The sequence below is a fragment of the Paenibacillus gyeongsangnamensis genome (assembly GCF_027533625.1).
GTDB classification, from domain to species: Bacteria; Bacillota; Bacilli; order Paenibacillales; family NBRC-103111; genus Paenibacillus_G; species Paenibacillus_G gyeongsangnamensis.
Map to the genome: position 1 here is coordinate 155,614 of NZ_JAQAGZ010000020.1, position 19,458 is coordinate 175,071.

General features: G+C 54.0%; 23 protein-coding genes. 19 read left to right on the forward strand and 4 right to left on the reverse strand.

The annotated features are described in order from the left end of the window. Nucleotides 1-41 precede the first annotated feature (41 nt). Both O9H85_RS27055 and O9H85_RS27060 read left to right on the forward strand, forming a co-directional pair. Nucleotides 42-332 (forward strand): hypothetical protein, encoded by a 291-nt coding sequence (locus tag O9H85_RS27055; protein ID WP_269884521.1) that lies wholly within the window; start codon nucleotides 42-44, stop codon nucleotides 330-332. Nucleotides 333-372: 40 nt separating this feature from the next. Next, nucleotides 373-897 carry a hypothetical protein gene (locus tag O9H85_RS27060; RefSeq protein WP_269884522.1) on the forward strand — a complete coding sequence of 175 codons (525 nt, stop codon included), beginning with the start codon at nucleotides 373-375 and terminating at the stop codon, nucleotides 895-897. Nucleotides 898-927: 30 nt separating this feature from the next. On the opposite strand, the gene O9H85_RS27065 is transcribed toward O9H85_RS27060, so the two are convergent. Continuing rightward, nucleotides 928-1,596: a deoxynucleoside kinase gene (locus O9H85_RS27065; RefSeq protein WP_269884523.1), complete on the reverse strand. Its 669-nt coding sequence runs from the start codon at nucleotides 1,594-1,596 to the stop codon at nucleotides 928-930. A 218-nt stretch (nucleotides 1,597-1,814) separates the two neighbouring features. On the opposite strand from O9H85_RS27065, the gene O9H85_RS27070 reads away from it, so the two are divergent. The 3 genes from O9H85_RS27070 to O9H85_RS27080 all read left to right on the forward strand — a co-directional run bounded on the left by O9H85_RS27070 (nucleotide 1,815) and on the right by O9H85_RS27080 (nucleotide 4,515). Continuing rightward, nucleotides 1,815-2,504, forward strand: coding sequence for a response regulator transcription factor (locus tag O9H85_RS27070; RefSeq protein WP_269884524.1), 690 nt, complete (start codon nucleotides 1,815-1,817; stop codon nucleotides 2,502-2,504). Continuing rightward, on the forward strand, nucleotides 2,501-3,883 hold the full coding sequence (locus tag O9H85_RS27075; protein ID WP_269884525.1) for a sensor histidine kinase: 1,383 nt from the start codon (nucleotides 2,501-2,503) through the stop codon (nucleotides 3,881-3,883). The genes O9H85_RS27070 and O9H85_RS27075 overlap by 4 nt, the downstream gene beginning before the upstream one ends. 140 nt (nucleotides 3,884-4,023) lie before the next feature. Continuing rightward, on the forward strand, nucleotides 4,024-4,515 hold the full coding sequence (locus O9H85_RS27080; protein WP_269884526.1) for a C40 family peptidase: 492 nt from the start codon (nucleotides 4,024-4,026) through the stop codon (nucleotides 4,513-4,515). Nucleotides 4,516-4,676: 161 nt separating this feature from the next. Here the strand turns inward: O9H85_RS27080 and O9H85_RS27085 are convergent, their stop codons facing one another. After that, on the reverse strand, nucleotides 4,677-5,624 hold the full coding sequence (locus O9H85_RS27085; protein WP_269884527.1) for a DMT family transporter: 948 nt from the start codon (nucleotides 5,622-5,624) through the stop codon (nucleotides 4,677-4,679). A 208-nt stretch (nucleotides 5,625-5,832) separates the two neighbouring features. Here O9H85_RS27085 and O9H85_RS27090 point away from each other — a divergent pair, with 208 nt between their 5' ends. Together O9H85_RS27090 and O9H85_RS27095 are read left to right on the forward strand one after the other, a co-directional pair. Next, the gene (locus tag O9H85_RS27090; protein WP_269884528.1) at nucleotides 5,833-6,357 is read left to right on the forward strand and encodes an ADP-heptose synthase; all 525 of its coding nucleotides are present in this window, start codon (nucleotides 5,833-5,835) and stop codon (nucleotides 6,355-6,357) included. Nucleotides 6,358-6,636: 279 nt separating this feature from the next. After that, nucleotides 6,637-7,407 (forward strand): (S)-benzoin forming benzil reductase, encoded by a 771-nt coding sequence (locus tag O9H85_RS27095; protein ID WP_269884529.1) that lies wholly within the window; start codon nucleotides 6,637-6,639, stop codon nucleotides 7,405-7,407. Nucleotides 7,408-7,472: 65 nt separating this feature from the next. On the opposite strand, the gene O9H85_RS27100 is transcribed toward O9H85_RS27095, so the two are convergent. Then, entirely contained in the window at nucleotides 7,473-7,733 is a 261-nt protein-coding gene (locus O9H85_RS27100) for a YpbS family protein (RefSeq protein WP_269884530.1), read from the reverse strand. Between the two features lie 102 nt (nucleotides 7,734-7,835). On the opposite strand from O9H85_RS27100, the gene O9H85_RS27105 reads away from it, so the two are divergent. Both O9H85_RS27105 and O9H85_RS27110 read left to right on the forward strand, forming a co-directional pair. Continuing rightward, nucleotides 7,836-8,768: a D-2-hydroxyacid dehydrogenase gene (locus tag O9H85_RS27105; RefSeq protein ID WP_269884531.1), complete on the forward strand. Its 933-nt coding sequence runs from the start codon at nucleotides 7,836-7,838 to the stop codon at nucleotides 8,766-8,768. Between the two features lie 37 nt (nucleotides 8,769-8,805). Next, nucleotides 8,806-9,435 carry an NUDIX hydrolase gene (locus tag O9H85_RS27110; RefSeq protein WP_269884532.1) on the forward strand — a complete coding sequence of 210 codons (630 nt, stop codon included), beginning with the start codon at nucleotides 8,806-8,808 and terminating at the stop codon, nucleotides 9,433-9,435. Nucleotides 9,436-9,737: 302 nt separating this feature from the next. Here the strand turns inward: O9H85_RS27110 and O9H85_RS27115 are convergent, their stop codons facing one another. Next, nucleotides 9,738-10,595: an aldose epimerase family protein gene (locus tag O9H85_RS27115; RefSeq protein ID WP_269884533.1), complete on the reverse strand. Its 858-nt coding sequence runs from the start codon at nucleotides 10,593-10,595 to the stop codon at nucleotides 9,738-9,740. A gap of 283 nt (nucleotides 10,596-10,878) precedes the next feature. On the opposite strand from O9H85_RS27115, the gene O9H85_RS27120 reads away from it, so the two are divergent. The 10 genes from O9H85_RS27120 to O9H85_RS37925 all read left to right on the forward strand — a co-directional run. Continuing rightward, nucleotides 10,879-11,745, forward strand: coding sequence for a PRD domain-containing protein (locus O9H85_RS27120; RefSeq protein WP_269884534.1), 867 nt, complete (start codon nucleotides 10,879-10,881; stop codon nucleotides 11,743-11,745). Nucleotides 11,746-11,772: 27 nt separating this feature from the next. Further along, a complete protein-coding gene (locus tag O9H85_RS27125; protein WP_269884535.1) occupies nucleotides 11,773-12,267 on the forward strand; it encodes a PTS sugar transporter subunit IIA in 495 nt (164 codons plus the stop codon). A gap of 82 nt (nucleotides 12,268-12,349) precedes the next feature. Beyond that, nucleotides 12,350-13,798 (forward strand): N-acetylglucosamine-specific PTS transporter subunit IIBC, encoded by a 1,449-nt coding sequence (nagE, locus tag O9H85_RS27130; protein WP_269884536.1) that lies wholly within the window; start codon nucleotides 12,350-12,352, stop codon nucleotides 13,796-13,798. 21 nt (nucleotides 13,799-13,819) lie between these two features. Further along, on the forward strand, nucleotides 13,820-14,092 hold the full coding sequence (locus tag O9H85_RS27135; protein ID WP_269884537.1) for an HPr family phosphocarrier protein: 273 nt from the start codon (nucleotides 13,820-13,822) through the stop codon (nucleotides 14,090-14,092). Further along, a complete protein-coding gene (gene ptsP / locus O9H85_RS27140) occupies nucleotides 14,089-15,840 on the forward strand; it encodes a phosphoenolpyruvate--protein phosphotransferase (protein ID WP_269884538.1) in 1,752 nt (583 codons plus the stop codon). The genes O9H85_RS27135 and ptsP overlap by 4 nt, the downstream gene beginning before the upstream one ends. Before the next feature lie 248 nt (nucleotides 15,841-16,088). Continuing rightward, nucleotides 16,089-16,760, forward strand: coding sequence for an SOS response-associated peptidase (locus tag O9H85_RS27145; RefSeq protein ID WP_269884539.1), 672 nt, complete (start codon nucleotides 16,089-16,091; stop codon nucleotides 16,758-16,760). Between the two features lie 222 nt (nucleotides 16,761-16,982). After that, on the forward strand, nucleotides 16,983-17,147 hold the full coding sequence (locus tag O9H85_RS27150; protein ID WP_269884540.1) for a hypothetical protein: 165 nt from the start codon (nucleotides 16,983-16,985) through the stop codon (nucleotides 17,145-17,147). A gap of 273 nt (nucleotides 17,148-17,420) precedes the next feature. Continuing rightward, nucleotides 17,421-17,990, forward strand: coding sequence for an NUDIX domain-containing protein (locus tag O9H85_RS27155; RefSeq protein WP_269884541.1), 570 nt, complete (start codon nucleotides 17,421-17,423; stop codon nucleotides 17,988-17,990). Nucleotides 17,991-18,031: 41 nt separating this feature from the next. Next, a complete protein-coding gene (locus O9H85_RS27160; protein WP_269884542.1) occupies nucleotides 18,032-18,910 on the forward strand; it encodes an aldo/keto reductase in 879 nt (292 codons plus the stop codon). Nucleotides 18,911-19,376: 466 nt separating this feature from the next. After that, on the forward strand, nucleotides 19,377-19,458 hold an 82-nt coding region (locus tag O9H85_RS37925), incomplete at its 3' end, for a transposase (protein WP_409348211.1).

Genomic DNA, 19,458 nt, shown 5'->3' on the forward strand with positions numbered 1-19,458 from the left:
CCTTTTCTTTTCCAATGCTATGAAAAAGAAGGGGTAATCCCATGCCTTACCTCCTGCGTCAGACGCAGACCGGCGAAATCCTCGCTTGTGTTCAGCGGAACATTTATCGGCTCGATTATTACGGCGTGAAATGGTGGGAACGCGAGGAAGAAGCGGAAGCGGCCAGGGAAGATACATTGGCGGAGCTCGGCTATGAGGACGCTTATTTGTGGCGGCCGCTTCACGTGGAGGAACACCGGCTGAAGCTTTGCAACGTGAAGCTGAAGAACAATCCCGACCTCGTTCTGTATATGAACCGGGAGGGGGCACTGTCCGTCAGCCCGCGCGGTTAACCATCCGCTGCACACCAAAGAACGGGGTAGAAGAGCGAACATGAAATGGAATCCTTTTGCACAATTTGAGCAGGCCTTGACCGACGAGCAGCTTTCCGAATTTCAGCAACGTATCCGCAAGGAAGGCTTTACCGGCTTCCGGCTTTTCCTGGAAGGATTCAGGGAACGGATGAAGGCATTCGAGGACCGGGATCTGGAGCCGATGGAAGCCTTGATTGAACGAGCGAAGCAGCTCTTCCCGGAGCCGAGCGACTTCAGTCCGTCTTGGGTAAAAATTTGGGACGACTTCGAGCAGATGATCTCGTATAAACGTCTGGTTTTTGAAACGATCGGGCCTGCAGAGAGGGAAGGGGAGTGGCAGATCATCATCGACAACCCCTATACCCACCAGGAAATCGTATGCTATCCGGGCCTAAGCTTCTTGGAGGGCGCTTTCCTGTATGCTTATTTCCGCACGGATCTGAAGCAGAACGAATATATCCGACTCCAAAAAATCCAAAATGTCATTATGGCATTCGGCAGCGAACGGCCGGAACAACGGGAAAAGAGCAAGGGACGCGATTAACGTCCCTTGCTTTTTTATTTGTTTGAAGGATCAGCACATGGACGGCTCCGCCTGAAGAAGCTTCAGCCGTTCCTTTACCTCTGCGACCACCCGCTGCGCATCCTCCGGCCGGGCGACGACATCTGTATGATCCATATCGATGACGAGTACTTCCGACGCATTGTAATGGTTCATGACCCAATGGTCATAACCGGACCAAAGCGTCCGGTAATATTCCACCAGCGCCGGGTCCTGTTCGAAATCGCGGCCGCGAAGCCCGATGCGGTGCAGTACCGTTTCAAACGAACCTTTAAGATAAACCATGAGGTCGGGAGCTTTTTTGGGCAGTTCCTTCAGCTCTTCCATCATGTTCGCTGCAAGATTCTCATAGACGGTGAATTCGAGCTCGCTGATCCGCCCCAGCTCCTTGTTTACCTTCGCAAAATACCAATCCTCGTAAATGCTTCTGTCCAGCACATTATGTCTATGTACGAGCGCCTGCTTGATGGATTTAAACCGCGTGTCCAGGAAGTACAGCTGAAGCAAGAATGGATACCGGTATTTTTCGATTTCTTCCGGCGTGGATGTATAAAATAACGGCAAAATCGGATTTTCTTCAACGCTTTCATAAAATACATCGGAACCGAGCGCCTCTCCCAGCAGAGCGGCAACGGACGTCTTGCCTAACCCAATCATTCCCCCGACAACAATCACTGCCATGTTTCCCCTTTCTCCTCTTAAAACCGTATACCGATCACTGGTGTCATATTTTTGTATAACCGTTTTATTATAGCAAATCCCCCAGCAAATCGCACTGAATAATATTACCAGATGAGACGGGTTAAGGAATATGATGAACTCCTCGAGGGGACGCTAACGGCAGGGCCGCTGCACGGAAACATCACGCGCGGACAAAGTACAATGCACGGGAGCCGCCGATGACCGTATCCATATTATTGGTTGAAGACGAAGAGTATATTGCCCGTGTCGTTCAGCTGGAGCTGGAGCATGAAGGCTACGAAGTGACGGTTGCGGGGAACGGAGGGAAAGGGCTGGAGCTGGCGGAAACCCGCTCCTGGCATCTCATCGTTCTAGACGTCATGCTGCCTGTGATGAACGGGCTTGAAGTGCTTAGGCGGCTGCGGCAATCCGAATGCCTCACTCCGGTAATTATGCTGACAGCGCGGGATGGGACCTGCGATGTCGTTGAAGCGTTTAACCTCGGAGCCAACGATTATGTCACGAAGCCGTTTGCCGCATTGGAGCTGCTCGCGCGCGTGCGGAACCTGTTGAACCTAGTCCAACGCAAGGAAGAAAATCAAGAAATTCTTCATGCGGCTGACCTGACGTTAGACCTCCGCTCGCGCAAGGTGGCCCGCGGCGAGGACTGCATCGATCTGACCCCGAAGGAGTTCGATCTTCTGCAGTATATGATGCAGCATAAGAACCGGGTGCTGAGCCGGGAAGAGCTGATATCCGAAGTATGGGGCTATGATTTCGTAGGCGATACGAACATCGTAGACGTCTACATCCGCTATCTTCGGCAAAAGATTGATAAAGGACGTCAACCGAAGCTCATTCGCACCTCTCGCGGAGTCGGCTACGAACTGTCGGTACCGCAAGCATGAGCCTTCGGACGAGGCTCATTCTGCTGACGGCGTTATGGATATTGATTATCGTATTGTTTTTTAACATATTCATTTATGTTTATTTCCAAAATCAAACGACGAAGGCCGAAGACAGGCTCTTATGGAATAAAGCGCAGATCATCCTCCGGAATCCGGAAGTCCACCATACGGTGAATTGGCGGAATCCGGAGCTGCTGACGGAATATGCCGCTCCCGACACGCTGCTGCGTATCATTCGCCCGGACGGAAGCGTGGCGCTCGAATATGTGTCGAACGAGCAGCTGCGCATGCATCCGCCGGTTTACCGGAACAATTATCATTCTGCCACGCGGAACGAGAACGGCTACCGGATGCTGTTCATTCAGGTTCCATTGCTGGAGAACGGGAAGCAGATCGCTATATTGGAGCTCGGTAAAGCACTTAACGTCGTTAACGATATTATGGACATCCTGGTGACGGGTCTATCGATAACAACGGTCGGCGTTATTTTATTTTCGATTGTCGGTGGGATCTTTTTTACCCGGGTCATTATCCATCCGCTTCGGCAGCTTGCAGTGACGATGAACGAGATTCGCAGTAAAGGCGATTTTCTTCTGTTAAGTCCGGAAATTACATCAAAGAAAGACGAGCTGGGAAGGCTCGGAACGACGTTTAACGAAATGATCGTCGGACTGCGGGAGAACGATCTGAAGCAAAAGCATTTCATCGCATCCGCCTCGCACGAGCTGAAGACCCCGCTGACGGTCATCGAAAGCTACGCCTCGCTGCTCAGCCGATGGGGGAGTGAAGACCCCGCAATCCGAAAGGAAGCGGTGGACGCGATTTTATCGGAATCCCAGCGGCTGAAGGGCTTGATCGGCTCGCTGCTGAGGCTTGCGGAAGCGGAGCAGGAGGAGCGGCCATGGGAACGGGAACAATTCGACCTGCTGGAGCTCATTCATACCACCGTCGAGCAAATCATGATGGCCACAGGGCGGAAGATCGAGGTACACTGCGGCGAGTCCGCCGTATCGATGGAGGGACAGCCGGAGCAAATCAAGCAGCTGCTTATCATCCTGCTGGACAATGCCGTGAAATACAGCGAAGAAACGATCGAGGTCGTGCTCGAGCAAGGTCCGGAACAGCTGCTGCTGCTTGTAAAAGATTATGGCGTCGGCATTCCGGAAAGCGATCTGCCGCATTTGTTCGAGCGCTTCTACCGGGTTGACCCATCCCGCTGCAAGCGGACCGGCGGCTCGGGACTCGGACTGTCGATCGCAAAGCCCATCGTGCAGCGGCATTGCGGCAGCATTCGAATAGAGAGCCGGGAAGGGATAGGGACAACAGTAATTATCACCTTGCCGAACGGCAACCAAAGCGGGGTCCGTCCATTCTCATGAAATTCTAATAATCGAGGGTCGTCTTTGACCGCGCAAGGAAGAACGGCGCATCAGGAAAGACAAGCCAGCCTTGGGTTATGTTATAGTGGTCTCAGCAAGACATGGACCGACAAATACAATCACCAAGGGGGAATTTTCTGATGATGAACCATCTTACCTTCAACCGCGTGAGTAAATTCGGTACGGCAGCTCTTCTCAGCATGACTCTGATGCTGGCCGGCGCTCCACTGGCTCCGGCTAAGACGGCTCAAGCAGCATCCGTAACTTCTTCCAAGGCTCAAACTATTATTGCAACCGCCGAAACCTACATGCACCGTCCGTATCGTTTCGGTTCTCCCACCGGAAGCACTTCGACCTTTGATTGCTCTTCCTTCGTATGGACCGCCTTTCACAGTCAGGGCATCGACTTGCCACGCTCCTCAAGTCAGATGTCGAAGGTCGGACAATATGTTTCCAAGAGCCAGCTTCAGCCGGGAGATCTCGTTTTCTTTTACTCCCCGATCCATCACGTCGGCATCTACATCGGCGGAGGAAAAGTGATTCACACCTTCGGGAAGCCGGGCGTCACGATCTCGGACATCAACAGTGGCTGGTGGAATAATAACTATACGACGGCACGCCGTGTGCTTTAATGCTCCGGCCTGGATCAAAGCCTACTAAATACACGAAGCGCCGGGATTTCCTTCCCGGCGCTTCTTATTTGCCCATACGGAGCCAAGATCAACTTCCGCTGATTACGGTCCGGCTACATCGAAGGGACTCCGATTGTAGTTTTTCTGATGCGTCCATGCGCTTATGCCGGTTCTGAGGCTTGCCGCGGCTCCTTCAGCGTTTGTTCTTGTGAAGCGGATGCCGTCCTCGGTTCGCGGCTGCCGAGCAGGAACAGCCATACCCCGAATAAAAGCACGGCCGCGGCAGCCGCTTGCAGCCATGTCACCGCTTCGCCAAGCAGCATATAGGCCAGGAGGGCGGCCCCCAGCGGTTCCCCCAGCACGCTCATGGATACGGACTCCGGGCGCAAATATTTCAGCAGCCAATTGAATAGATAATGCCCGAACAGCGTCGGTATAACCGCAAGCAGAAGGAAGATTCCCCATTCCTTCCAGGAATAAGCGAACAATGCCTGTCTTCCGGCCGCGTTATACAGTCCCAGCACCAGCGCGGCGAACAAAAAGACGAAGAAGCTGTAGACGAAGGCGGATAAGCGGGTGCGAAGGCTTTTGCCAAGAATGATATGTACCGCAACTGTAAACGCGCCGATGCAGGACAAGCCGTCTCCAAGCCAGGCGCTGTCCCCGCCAAGCCCGGCGTCGCTCAAGCCGATCCATGCGGCCCCCAACATCGCCGTGATCATGCCCGATAAGGCCAACGGACGGACCGGCTGCTTCAGAAACAGCCAAGCGCCGACGAGCACGAAGATCGGCTCCAGGGTAAGAATCGCGGTGGAATTCGCCACGCTGGTGAACCGCAGAGAGCCCATCCAGAACAAGAAATGAAGCCCCAGCATGATTCCGGAGACGAACATCAACGCCCAATCGCGCCATCTAATGGAAACGATCTCTTTGCGGTGCTTCCCAAGTAAAGGGAGCATCAGGAGCGTCGTCAAGGCTAGCCGGTTCATCGCTATGACCGCTACGGGGGCGGCCGACCAACGGACGAAGATGGAGGAAAACGATATCGAGATAATGCCGATCAGCATCAGAATCCATAACGGAATAGGGAAGCGGTCTCGTTGTTTCATGGTGCGGCTCCTTCCGGGCAAATTAAAGTTCTTTACATATGGCAACTTCCCCAGCATATAGACCTGCTATGTCACTGTCAAGTCATTTCGTTAAACGGAATGGGGGATAAGTCCGCCCAGGCATGGACTTTTGACTTCAATTGTGATATGAAATAAAGGAGGCCGGACAACTACGGTACAGATCGCGTAAATAGGGGGGAACAGGAACATGTCCCGGCGTTTCGTAATAGAAGCCGTATTGGTGGCTATCTATGGGGAGCTGATGCTGCCGAGTCAGCCCGTTGAATATGTAATTCCTTACTCCACGATCATGGAATTATATGAGATGAAGGATAGCCCGGAGCCCGTCATGCCGGAGCCTGCCGACGACGCCTACGTCAAACAGCGGATCGGAGAGCTGATCGCGTTCTTCGATGAAAGCTTCAATAAGAAGAAGCTGGAGCGCGCGCTTGTCGCTCCATGGCGAAGCAGCCCGCCTCTTCCTATCAACGATAATGTGAGCTTCACCGTGGTCAATGCGATGGAGAATGCGCAGTACGGCGAAGGCTTCGACCCGATCGAGACGGAGCTGCTGCTGACTTCCATCCGGGAACAGGCCCCTGTGGTTACAGACCAGGTCGAATTGATGGACAAAGTGATTCAGGCGGAGGTCCCCGTGCAAATGTACGATGTGTATGACTTTGAGTTTGCCGTCGAACAGGGTATCTCGGCGGATGATTGGATCACGCCATAGCACAAATTCATCAGACGATGAAGTCCCTTAGGGGGCTTTTTTGTTTGATAATTTATTAAGTTTTCGTAGCTTATAGCTTCGCATCAACCTTGGTAAACGCGCTGGTTCTTGTAAGAGAAGGACGGCGTAGCCGTTTATCCTGGTTTAGGATGGCATACAATTAAGCGGATAGGTCGTTGTCTATTGGGCTCAGCTTGCTAATGGAAACAACGATATGTCACAATCGATAAATGACGTGTGATTCGCCATTAATAAATTGAGAGAGGATGACCACCCCGGATGAACGTATTCATCATAACCGGTGCTTCGAGAGGCTTGGGACGCTCGATAGCGGAACGCTTGTTCTCGCACAACGTAAGGCTCATCGGCTTGTCGAGGACACTGGACACGAGCCTGGATCGGATGGCCGAAACCAAGGGCTGCAGATTGGAACAGATCAGCGTCGATTTGAACCAGCCAGAGCGCGCGGCGGAGGTTCTATCGGAGCTCATCCGTTCGCTTGAAGCGGAATCGCCCGCTTCCGTCACGCTGATTAACAATGCCGGCATACTGGAGCCCATGATGCCTCTTGGCGAGGCGACAACGGATCTATTATCGGCCCATCTGCTCGTAAATTTAACGGCGCCGGCCGCGATGTCCTCGGCCTTTATCCGGGAAACGCAGAATTGGGAAATGCCTAAGACGATCGTCAATATCTCCTCCGGCGCGGGGAAGAAGCCCTATGCAGGGTGGGCCGCTTACTGCACGGCCAAGGCCGGCTTGGACATGCTGACCCGTTGCATCGGAGTGGAGCAGGAGGGCCTGCCGCATCCGGTCCGAGCGGTATCCATCGCTCCTGGCGTCGTCGATACCGGGATGCAGGAACGCATTCGCGGCACGAAGCCGGCGCAATTTCCGCAAGTGGAGCGTTTTATACGGATGAAACAGAACGGGGAGCTGTTCTCTTCGGAATATGCTGCCGATTGGATTGTCCGAATACTGGAGGAAGGGACGTTCCGGAACGGCGAAGTGATCGACATTCGAACTTACGCTGCCGGGATGAACGAATGAGGCGCGAAGTCCCGGGAAACGGATTTGACCGGCATGGCCCGGGTGGAGCCAAAGCCGGCTAACGTTCAGGAAAGGCGCTTTACATAATCGCGCACCATGTCTTCGGTTACCTGCTTGCGAAGAGGGGAGATACCGCTCTGGGCATGGGCGTTTATCTGCGCGGTTACGGCATTTATCTCGTCGACACGGAAGGGAAGACCCTTCTTGCAGCGGTCGACCGCCTCCTCGATGGCTCGTTCTCTGGCCTCGTCCAGTCGGGCGAACCGTTCCAGGTGCGTATGCTGCTTGCGGGTATGGGCTGTAATCGCTTCGTGTACCTGACTCATTTCACTTTTCTCCTTTGCGGTCATACCTTTTAGTGATTGTATCATTGTACCGCAGGATGTTGAAAGTGTCAGTTGAAAATCGCATACAAGAGGAGCAGGAGAATGAACATACAACATATTCTCATCAGCGGCAGGCTTCAGGAAGAGCTGAAGGGACTGGCCGAGCGAAGAAAGGACAAGCATTTCCGGTTTGTGCCGGAGAACGAGACGAGTGAGCAGGATTATGCGTGGGCCGATGCTTTTGTCGGATTTAAGCCGACGGAAGGCTTCTCGTTCGCACGATTGCAATGGGTGCATGCGACCGGCGCCGGCGTGGACGCTTTCCTGCTCGGGCGTGAATGGCCGAACGATGTACTGCTCACCCGAACCACCGGTGCGTTCGGAGCCAAGATCGGCGAATATTGCCTGGGGCATATCCTCTCGGATTTGCAGCGACATTCGGCGCTCGTTTCGGACCAGGCCTCGAAGCGCTGGGCCCCTGCAGCAGCCGGTATGCTGCAGGGCCAAACCGTTATCCTATTCGGCACGGGTACAGTAGGCCGAGGCGTGGCGGAGCGGCTGGCTGCTTTCGGCGTGAGGGTCATAGGCATTTCGCTCAGCGGACGCAGGGTGCCGGGCTTTACGGAAACGGGTTCGCTTGATTCGGCCGTGATGCTGCTGCCGGAAGCTCATTGGGTCATCAATACATTGCCGCTGACCGATGCAACGTACAAGCTTTTCGACGAGAAGATGTTTCGGCACATGAAGGGGGCAGGCTTCATCAACGTCGGCCGCGGGGCGTCCGTCGATACCCGGGCCTTGCTGCAAGCGCTGGAGCGTCAGCAGCTGCGCTGCGCCATACTGGACGTATTCGAGGAGGAGCCCTTGCCGAAGGACTCGCCGCTATGGGAGCATCCCGGCATTCGCATTACGCCGCACATCTCGGCCGTCACTTCGCCGGAAGAAGCGGAAGAAAGCCTGCTGCGGGTGTTCGAGCACATCGACAAGGGCTCTTTTCCGCTTCCGCAGCAGGTGGACACGCAGCGGGGCTATTAGAACCGGTGAACCGGAATCCATTGAAAGGAGCGGCAGCATGAGCAATCAGGAGGAGCAATTTGATGTATTCGATCGGCAGATGAACCGGATTGGCACGGCTTCCCGCAGTGATGTGCACCGGCAGGGCTTATGGCACCAAACGTTTCATTGCTGGGTGTGGCGTAATACCTCGGTGGGGCCGGTCTTTCTAGTGCAGGAACGGCATCCGGGGAAGGACACGTTCCCTCGACTGCTGGACATCTCGTGCGCAGGTCATTTGCTGACAGGAGAGGGAGCGGAGGACGGCGTTCGGGAGCTGGAGGAGGAGCTGGGGCTTCGCGTACCTTTTTCAGACCTTGTGCCTTGCGGCATCTACGCGGAGGAAGATTTCATCAGCGAACGCCTCATCGATAGGGAGTTCTGTCATGTGTTTATCTATCGCTCCGATCAACCGCTGACCAATTATGTTCTTCAAGAGGAAGAAGTGACCGGGCTGTACCAGCTTACGGTGGAACAGCTGCGTCATCTAGCGGAAGGCGGATGGACCGATGCCGTACTCGAAGGAGTAAGCAGGAGAAAGGACGGGAAGCTTGAATCAAGCCGGAGGCATACGATAAAAAACGATTTTGTTCCGCATCCCGGCGATTACTATCGGCTGCTGCTGCAGACTTGGGAAATGATCAAATAATTGTATTCATTTCCCGGGTAAGCGCAGATATCGATGAATTTTTTAAATTATTCGACAATTTACTGCTTCTTACGCATCGGAGGAAAATGTACTCGCCGGACATCCTCAAATACGCCGGAACGGACCGGAGGCATCTCCGGTCTGCCATAAATTACATTCGGCGCTTAAGTTATTAAAGTTAATGACGTTAATAATCTATATAATTAATAACTTGCAGTCCCTTTAATGCTTTAGGGAACTTAAACGCGCGCCTCTCCCGGCGCGCGTTGAGGTGCTGCACGGCAAGTGGCTTTCCGTATCGTTTAAAAAGCTTCGATCGTAAGCCCGGTTTGCAGCGCCTCGCCAGGCGGCACATAGACGAGCTCCTGCTTACGGTTCAATTCATCCGTTCTAGCCATCCACGGTTCTACACACACGAAATCTTGTCCCGCTACCGACCATAATACCACATACTTGAATTCGTCGCCGTACGTCAACCGTATCCGCTTTCCTTCCAGCGGCGAGAACGTAATTTCCCGCTTTTCCGCACCCAAGAACACGACGGATTCCACCAGCGAGCCTAAATCCAGCGGATTACCATCGTATTTCTTTTCCAGCCGATCGTTGTAGTCGTAATAGCGGTCGGCATCCGTCTCATAGACTAAGTTTTTACGGTTTGCAGCAAAATAAGGATGAGAACCTGCATACATCGGCATCGATGCCGAGGACCGGTTGGCGTAAGACTGTTCAATCTTAAGAATGCCGCGATTCAGCGTGTAAGTAAATCGCAGTTCAAAATCAAACGGGAACGAACGACGTGTCTCCTCATCGCTGCTTAAAGAAAGACAAATGCCGTCATCATCAGCCTTCACAACTTGCCACGGCCGATTGCGGGCGATCCCATGGTTCGCCATCGGATATCGGACTCCGTTCCATTCATATTCGCCGCCGGCCAGTTGACCGCTGATGGGGAACAGGATCGGGTTTCCTCCGCGAATGTTTGCTTTCGGATCCAGAAACGTCTTCTTGTCCAAATACAGGTGCTCCTCGCCGCGAGAGGCGAAGCCGATCAGGATTCCTCCCCGTTCGGGTGCAAGCCGGAACGAAGAACCTGTCGAAGGCTCATTCAGTTCATAAATGTCATAACCGTCAGTGTATTTGCGCAAGCTGGTTGCCTTCATACGCTATCACCTTTCCGTTGTCTTATCTTTCCATCCAGTACATAGCTTATCATACCTATCGGCCAAGTCCTACTCCGGAGATGGACTTGCGCGTTCCTTTAATAATTTGTAAATCGCATATTGACGATCAGGCCCGTCCTAAGCTATGATGGACGCATGCAAGACATTGGCGTGTTACCTATAAAGGGCATGAGCCAAGAAGAGACGACCTGAAGCGATTCGGGGTCTTTTCTTGGCTCTTTTTTATTTCCTTCAATCAGCCCCGGAAGGTGGTGAGAACGAAATGATCAAGCAAGATGCTTCACTGCGGATCGAACGGATTATAGGAAACAACGTTCTTCTGGCCAAGGATCCGGTCAGCGGCAGGGAGTATGTCCTGCTGGGCAAAGGGATCGGATTCTTCTTCAAGAACGAGGAATGGATCGAAGCGAAGGATAAACGGATCGAAAAGCGCTTTCGGCTCGACGATCGCGATCAATTGACGCAATATCAATCGATGCTGGAAGACATCGATCCGGAAGTACTGCAGCTATCGGAGCAAATCATCGAACAGATTGCGGAGGAATTTGCCTTAACGGTCGATAACAAAGTGTATTTTGCCCTGCCCAGCCATATTCAGTTTGCCGTACATCGCCTTCGCAACGGAATGGATATCCGAAATCCGTTCCTGTACGAAACGCAAATGTGTTTCCCGAAGGAATACGGCATTGCACAGAAGGCCGCCGAGTTGATTTCAAGCGCCTTCAATGTCGAGGTGCCGGAGGACGAAATCGGTTTCCTCGCTTATCACGTGCATGCCGCCGTTTCCAAAATGCCGGTCGGCCAAATGGTGAAGTTCGCCGCCCTGATTAACGACATGGTAGAGCTCATCGAGCGCCGGCGGAGCATCCGCATCCCGAAGGAAAGCACGGATTACGTAAGACTTATCACGCATCTTCGTTTCAGTCTGGAGCGGATTCATCAGAGTAAAGTCGTCGCCAATCCCTTCATGCACGACATGAAAAAGCAGTACAAGGAAGAATACAAGCTTGCGGACGAATTGGCCCGCATGATGGAAGAGCATCTGAATATGAAAGTGCCGGAGGACGAGATCGGTTACCTCGTCATGCATCTGTACCGCCTGTTTGAATCGTTTCCTCAACTAGATTAAACCAGCGAAAGGAGATTAATTATCATTATGTTTAACGGATGGCTGTCGAAGAACAAAGTTACCGCCGTTGCAATCGCTTCCCCTCTCACAGGAGAAGCCGTTCCGTTAACGGAAGTGCCGGACGAAGCGTTCGCCGGAAAATATATGGGGGACGGCGTCGCCATTAAGCCGGGTGAAGGGAAGCTGGTTGCTCCTTTCGACGGCGTTATCGCTCATCTGATCGACTCAATGCATGCCGTCATTATCGAGCATGCCTCGGGACTTCAGCTGCTCGTTCATATCGGAATCAATACCGTAGCGCTGCAGGGCAAAGGATTCAAAGCGTTCGTCGCTTCTGGCGACAAAGTGGCCACCGGCCAGACGCTTATCGAATTTGATCCGGAGCTGATCCAAGCGGAAGGTTATCCGCTCATCACTCCGGTGGTGATCGCGAACCAGGAAATCACCGAGCGGCTCGAATATGACTATAAGACGGTGGTGGCCGGAGAACCGGCGCTGCTGCAGGCGGTACTGAAAAAGTAGCCGCTTCCGGTTATCCCCGGGGAGGCTTCATTAAAGCTTCAAGACCTTTATTCATTTATCCCGCGAAAGGGTGGAGACCAAGATGCTTGCTATGCTCCAAAGAATCGGTAAGGCGCTGATGCTCCCGGTGGCCACGCTGCCGGCAGCCTCGCTGCTGCTGGCGTTCGGCGCCATGAACTATGTGAAGGATTTTCATTTGGGCGACAGCGTCGGAGGCTTCCTGAATCAATACATCGCCCCGTTTCTTCTCGCCGGCGGGTCGGCCATCTTTGATTACCTCCCGTTGATCTTTGCCGTCGGGGTGGCAATCGGCCTGGCCGGAGATGCCGTTGCTGCGCTGGCTGCTGTAATCGCTTACCAGGTGCTCTCCACCGTACTGTCGAAGGTGCCGGTCGCTTTTGCCGATTGGGTCGGAAAAGACGCCAAGCTGAATATGGGCGTACTGGGCGGAATTATTGCAGGCGCAATTGCCGCAGCTTTATATAAAAAATACCACACCATCAAACTGCCGGATTGGCTCGGCTTCTTCAGCGGCAAACGGTTCGTTCCGATTATCACTTCGCTCGTGATGGTCGTAGTGGCACTCGTGCTCGGATTGATCTGGGGTCCGGTTCAAATGGTGCTCGATTCGTTCGGCCATTGGATCGTGAGCCTCGGCGGCGTCGGCGCGTTCATCTACATGACGGCTAACCGCCTGCTCATTCCGTTCGGTCTGCATCATGTGCTGAACTCGATCGCCTGGTTCCAAATCGGCGACTTCACCGATGCGACCGGCAAAGTCGTTCATGGGGACTTGACGCGCTTCTTCGCCGGAGACAAGACGGCCGGCCTGTTCATGACCGGATTCTTCCCGATTATGATGTTTGCGCTTCCCGCAGGCGCACTCGCGATCGTGCATACGGCAAAGCCGGAGAAACGCAAAGTGATCGGCGCCGTGTTCCTTAGCGCTGCATTCGCTTCGTTCCTTACCGGCGTGACGGAACCGCTCGAATTTGCCTTCATGTTCGTCGCTCCCGTCCTGTACTTGATTCATGCCGTTCTGACCGGACTCTCCGGATATATCGTCGCAACCCTCGGCATGAAGCTCGGCTTCGGATTCTCGGCGGGCCTTCTCGATTATCTCGTCAATTTCAAGCTGGCTACGAAGCCGCTCCTGCTCATTCCGGTCGGACTCTGCTTCGGCGTCGTGTATTACTTCCTGTTCCGCTTCGTTATCGTGAAGTTCGATTTGAAAACGCCGGGCCGGGAAGACGACGAACCGGCCGTGGCCTCCGCAGCGGCATTCGCGGGCGTCCAAGGCTCCAAGGCCGAGAACGTGCTCGCCGCTCTCGGAGGTTCGGAGAACATTGCAGGTATCGACGCTTGCATTACGAGACTGCGGCTCGTGCTCAAGGATGACAAGGCGATTAATGAATCGAGCCTGAAGGGGCTTGGGGCTGCCGGCATCATTCGTCTCGGGCAGGGCGCCGTGCAGGTCATTTTCGGAACTCAATCGGAAGCGTTAAAGGACGATATCAAGAAATTGATGTAACAGACAAAAGGAGATCTTACGATGCAGAAACCATACTTAATCCGAACCCAATTAGGCATTCACGTCCGTCCGGCCAAACAAATCGTTCAAACCGCCGCAGCATTCGAATGCAAAGTGCTGCTGGAGAAGAACGGCAAGCAGTATAACGCCAAAAGCCTTGTCAGCGTGCTGTCGGTCGGCGCCAAATTCGGAGATACGGTAACGGTCATCACGGAAGGCAACGGAGAGGCGGAGGCGCTTCAGGCCGTCGGCGCCATTCTGGAATCCGTATCCGAGGAGAGCCATAGCTCATGAGGGCCGAGCTGAAAGGAATTGCCGCTTCGCCCGGTTATGCCTTGGGCCGCGCCTGGGTGCTGCGCGAGGCAGCAGTGCCGCAGCGCCAGGTACGTGTAAGCGGGCAAGACAAGGAAGAGGAGCGGATGCGGCTGGAATCTTCCGTGAGGGAGGCTTCCAGAGAACTGCAGCAGGTCGTGCTCCAATTACTCAGGTCGAAACGTTCTCAGGAGGCGGAAATCTTCGAGGGTCACCTGCTATTGCTGGAGGATGATGAGCTGATCGGCCGTGCCGCAGCCAAAATCGAAGAAGAGGCGTTAACGGCCGAATCGGCCATGCTTGAGGCGACGGAAGAAGTCGCCGCCATGATCGAAGCGCTGGATGACGCCTATTTGCTGGAGAGAGCCGCGGACATCCGTGACGTGGGACAACGCGTCATCAAGAAGCTTCTCGGCGAAGGAGGCGATTCGGCCATGCCGGAAGGAGAGGAGCCTGTGGTGCTGATTGCCAGGGATCTGGCTCCATCGGTTACGGCCGGACTCGATCCGAAGCGTGTTGCCGGCTTCGTCACGGCGGTCGGTTCGGAAACGTCCCATACGTCCATTCTTGCCCGTTCGCTTGGCCTGCCCGCCGTTGTCGGCACTGGCGAAGCTCTGCTGACTATCCAATCCGGGCAGCACGTCATCGTTGATGCATTGTCAGGCGAAGTATGGATTGAGCCGGACGAACAGCTATTAGCACATTATGACGATAAGAAACGGCAGTTTGTGGAACAGACGAAGCGGCTGGAAGCTTATCTCCATCGCCCGACCGTAACTGCCGACGGCAGAAAGCCGGAACTGGCCGCCAACATCGGGACGGTCGAAGAGGCCGTTCAAGCGAGAGCGGCTGGGGCTGAAGGCATCGGTCTGTTCCGCACCGAATTCCTCTTTATGAACCGGGACACATTACCTTCCGAGGATGAGCAGACGGAAGCGTACCGTGCAGTCATGGCAGCCTTCCCATCCGGAACTTCCGTCATAATACGCACTTTGGATATCGGAGGGGATAAGGAGCTGCTGCTGCTTGAGCTGCCCAAGGAAGAGAATCCCTTCCTCGGCGTGCGAGCCATCCGGTTATGTCTCCAGTTCCCTGAGCTCTTCAAGACCCAGCTCCGTGCCATGCTGAGAGCGAGCGCCGACGGACGGCTGAAGATCATGTTCCCCATGATCGCCACCGTTCAAGAGCTTCGGGCAGCAAAAGCGCTGCTGGAGGAAGCGAAGAACGAGCTTCGCGCAAGAGGCATTCCGTTCCGCGATCCGGTCGAGATCGGCATCATGATCGAAGTGCCTTCGGCCGCGTTGATGGCGGATCGCCTGGCCATGGAAGTCGATTTCCTCAGCATCGGCACGAACGATCTCGTACAGTACGTCATGGCGGCCGACCGGATGAATCCGGGCGTCAGTGAGCTGAACCAGCCGCTGCAGCCGGCAGTGCTGCGCCTCATCCGTCACGTGATCCGCAGCGGACGCGAGGCTGGCATCCATGTCGGTATGTGCGGCGAAATGGCCGGCAACCGGTATGCCGTTCCAATTCTGCTTGGTCTCGGCCTCCAGGAATTCAGCATGAATGCGCCGGGCATCGTCCGCGTAAGAGAGCAGATGTCCCGTCTGCATGCAGAGCGGCTGGAAGCGGCCGCAAACGCGGTCCTCGAGCTCGACAGTCCGGATGAAATTCGTGAATATGTGGAACGGGAAATTTTAGCGGCGGCGGAGACGGAAACGATCTAGACGCTTGGAAGTGGAAGACGAACTAGTATGAAGGGTTCGTCTTCCATTTTCTGTTTAACGAAAGGAGCCTCGGGCCTGCGAACGAAAGTCCGGCGGCTTCTCGTCGATGTATCCGTTTAGTTCATGAAGAAGCACCTTGCCCTAGCTGAAGTGCAATTCAGCTTGGGGCAAGGGGCTTTATTTTTATCGCGCTGCATAATTTCAGCAAACCAGAAGATACTGGAATTAAAACAACCGAGGTGAAACCGATGTGCGAACGCTTTACACTGAATGCCGATCTATCCGAGCTGTCCGAGGCTTTCCCGTTTGACCGAGCTACGTTCGCTTACGAACCGCGAAAGAATAACACGCCTACTAGTCAGATTGCCGTCATTGTCAGCGAGGAGGGCGAGCGGAGGCTGGAGGAGCACCGCTGGGGATTGATACCGTTCTGGGCGAAGGACGCCGTCAATGCCGACAGCGAGCTGGTACCGGACAAGCCAGCCTATCGCAGACTGTTCGCCAAGCACCGCTGCCTTATTCCTTACAGCGCATTCTACGGCTGGAAGCGGGAGGGCAAGCGCGAGCAGCCGATCCTAATCGGCTTGAGGCACAAAAAGCTGTTTGCGGTGGCTGGACTTTATGAAATCTGGAAAGATCCGCGCGGCGGAGAATTCCGGACCTGCACCGTGCTGACTACGCCGACGAACCGCATGTTGGAGAACTACAACGTGAAGCTGCCCGCAATTCTCGATGAACGCGGAATGGCTGTCTGGTCCAACCCGAAGGAAACGGACATTGAGCTGCTTCATTCCGTGCTGCAGCCTTATCATGCCGATCTGATGTTCGCCTATCCGGTCATCGATCGCAGCGGCCGCATCCCTTCGGAGCAGGAAGAAGGCTCGGAGCCCGTTGGAAAATACGCTTTTATAAAAAAATAATTTCGGCCTCTCCGTGTCCGGTCCGCTGCAGGACCGGGCTTTTTTGCGTCCATAACTTCCCGTATCGGAGAAAAATCCCGGTTAGAAGGGTACTAGTGGAAATCTGGTAGATAGAGGAAAATGTCCGGTACCTGCTGTCTCGGCGATACATATATATACAGTATCCATATCTTAGAATGATAGATATTGGGGATCGCAATTTATAGAAGGGAGGCAAACCCCATGATTCCTTTTATCATCATCTGCGCCGCCGGCCTGTCTATCTTCTGGCTGCTGTCCCCAAGCACGGCGTCGAAAAGGGATGTCGAACCGATCGCGCTGAACCTGCTGGACCGAGTCGAATCCGAATTGCAGGAAGCGAGTCAGCCTGCCATCGCCCATAAGTAGACGGCAGCGCGAAAACGAATCACAAGCGAGGTCTTCAACCTTGCTGTTACCTTTGGCTTTCCTGGCTTTCGAATATCCCAGGTTTCCTGAACGACATACAGAGGCTGACGCGGAAGCGGTCGGTCTCTTTCGTTGTATACCCGGTAACTTACCTTGATGTAAGTAATGTACCTGAATTTCAGCTCTTCTGTTTCGTTGTGGAATTATATAAAATAAGAGAGAACACTAGGGCGGGGATCAGCATAGATAACCTGTTCAAAGGAGAAGATGATGATGACACCCTCGTATTGCATGAAATGTGGTCAACCTCTGGAATCCCGCTCGGTTGGCGGCTCCGATCGGTTGGCTTGCACCGGAGCGGAATGCGATTTTGTCCATTGGGGCAATTACAGCATCGGCGTCGGCGCGCTTGTCGTTCGCGAGGGCAAGGTACTGCTCGTGCGCAGAGCGATTGAACCGGGGAAAGGCAACTGGACGAACCCCGGGGGCTATATCGAGCAGCGGGAGCCGATCGAGGAGACGATTGTACGCGAAGTGTTCGAGGAAAGCGGAGTAACCGCAGCCGTCAAGCGGATCGTGGCGCTTCGGGACCAACCGCGGGACGTACATAACGTGTATATCGCTTTCCTGATGGACTATGTGGACGGCGATCCGGTACCGGACGGCGTCGAAACGGACGGGGCAGGTTTCTTCAGTCTTGAGGAAATGAAAGAGATGCAGGTAGCCAATTTCACGAAGTGGCTCGTGGATATTGCCTTTCACCGAACGGCGGCGGGTGGAGGACTCCGTCAGGATTCCCATCCCGTTGCCCCGCTGAACGGCACCGGCTTTGCCACATGGTAATGAATTAATCTACCATCCATAATCCGAAGGAGGAAGTTACGATGCAGAAGCGCAGAATGGAAGCTTTTCAATTCGACAGCTCGGTAGTGTTGTTCGGGGGAGCCAAGCTCGGTCAAGTTAGCCAAGAGGAGGCCGACCGCTCCATCACGTTTGCCTTGGAGAACGGTATAAACCATTTCGATACCGCAGCGAGCTACGGCCATGCGGAGGAGCGAATGGGACCGCTGATGAAGAAGCACCGCAGCGGGATTTTTCTTGCCACTAAGACCGGGCAACGGACGAAAGAGGAGGCAAAGAAAGAAATTTACCGGTCGCTGGAGCGGCTGCAGGTGGACTTCGTGGATTTGCTGCAGCTTCACGCTATCGGCGATCTTACGGAGCTCGACAAAGCGCTTGGTAAAGGCGGAGCGATCGAAGCAGCTCTGGAAGCAAAGGAAGAAGGCGTCGTCAAGGCGATCGGCATTACGGGTCACGGGCATCAAGCGCCGGCAACCCATCTGGAAGCGTTGCGCCGCTATCCGTTCGAGACGGTGCTGACGCCGCTCAATTACCGCTTGTATTCGATGCCGGCCTACCGGGAAGCGTTCGATGCGCTGCTTGCGGAAACCACGAGCAGGAAGGTGCCGCTGCGCGTCATTAAAGCGATTGCGAAGCGCCCGTGGGACAGCGGCGAGGAGCGGAACTATGCGACATGGTACAAACCGTGGGACGAGCAAAAAGTGATTGACGCCTGTGTGCAATTCGTGCTTTCCTTCGAAGGCATCGCCGGGTTCGCAAGCGCCGGCGACGTTCATCTGCTGCCGAAGATCGTCAGTGCGGTAGATCGGCTCGGCGAGCTGTCGCAGGAGGATGCGGAGACGATCCTTCGTGAAGCGCACGATTATGAAAGCCCATTCGGCGCTCCGACATCGATCGGATAACGGAAGGGCGGTCAAGTCCCTCAATAAGGGTGACTTCAAATGAATGGCCAGGTTTACTTCGCAGCTCACCGCTGGATACGGGTGAGCTGCTTTTTGCATATCATCAAGGCTTTTATGTAATCGGAACCTGACTTCAGACCGTGGATTCCGATGAGGGAAGGGAGCTACCATATTACGGCAGTCTTCTTTGTGATAAGATGAATGTAAACCGCAGGTTTTGGGAGCCCGCCTTAACATCTGAAAGGAGTGGGTATCGGCTATGCTTCGGCTTGTCGTTAGGTTTAGGAGGAACGTTGTTTCTGCCTTCCTAGACTGTAATGGCTATAAAAAAATATTTGATTCTCCAGTTAGCTCAGGAACCTCTATAAATAAGAACTAATGTTTGGTATAATGATGTCAAACGCATGTTCGGGAGTGAGTGTTCATGGCTAAGCAGGAGTCTATCAGCCTGATTCAATTTCAAAAGATGTTTAAAACCGAAGCAGACTGCCATCAGCATTTGTTTAAGATGAAATGGCCCGAAGGATATCACTGTCCAAAGTGCAATC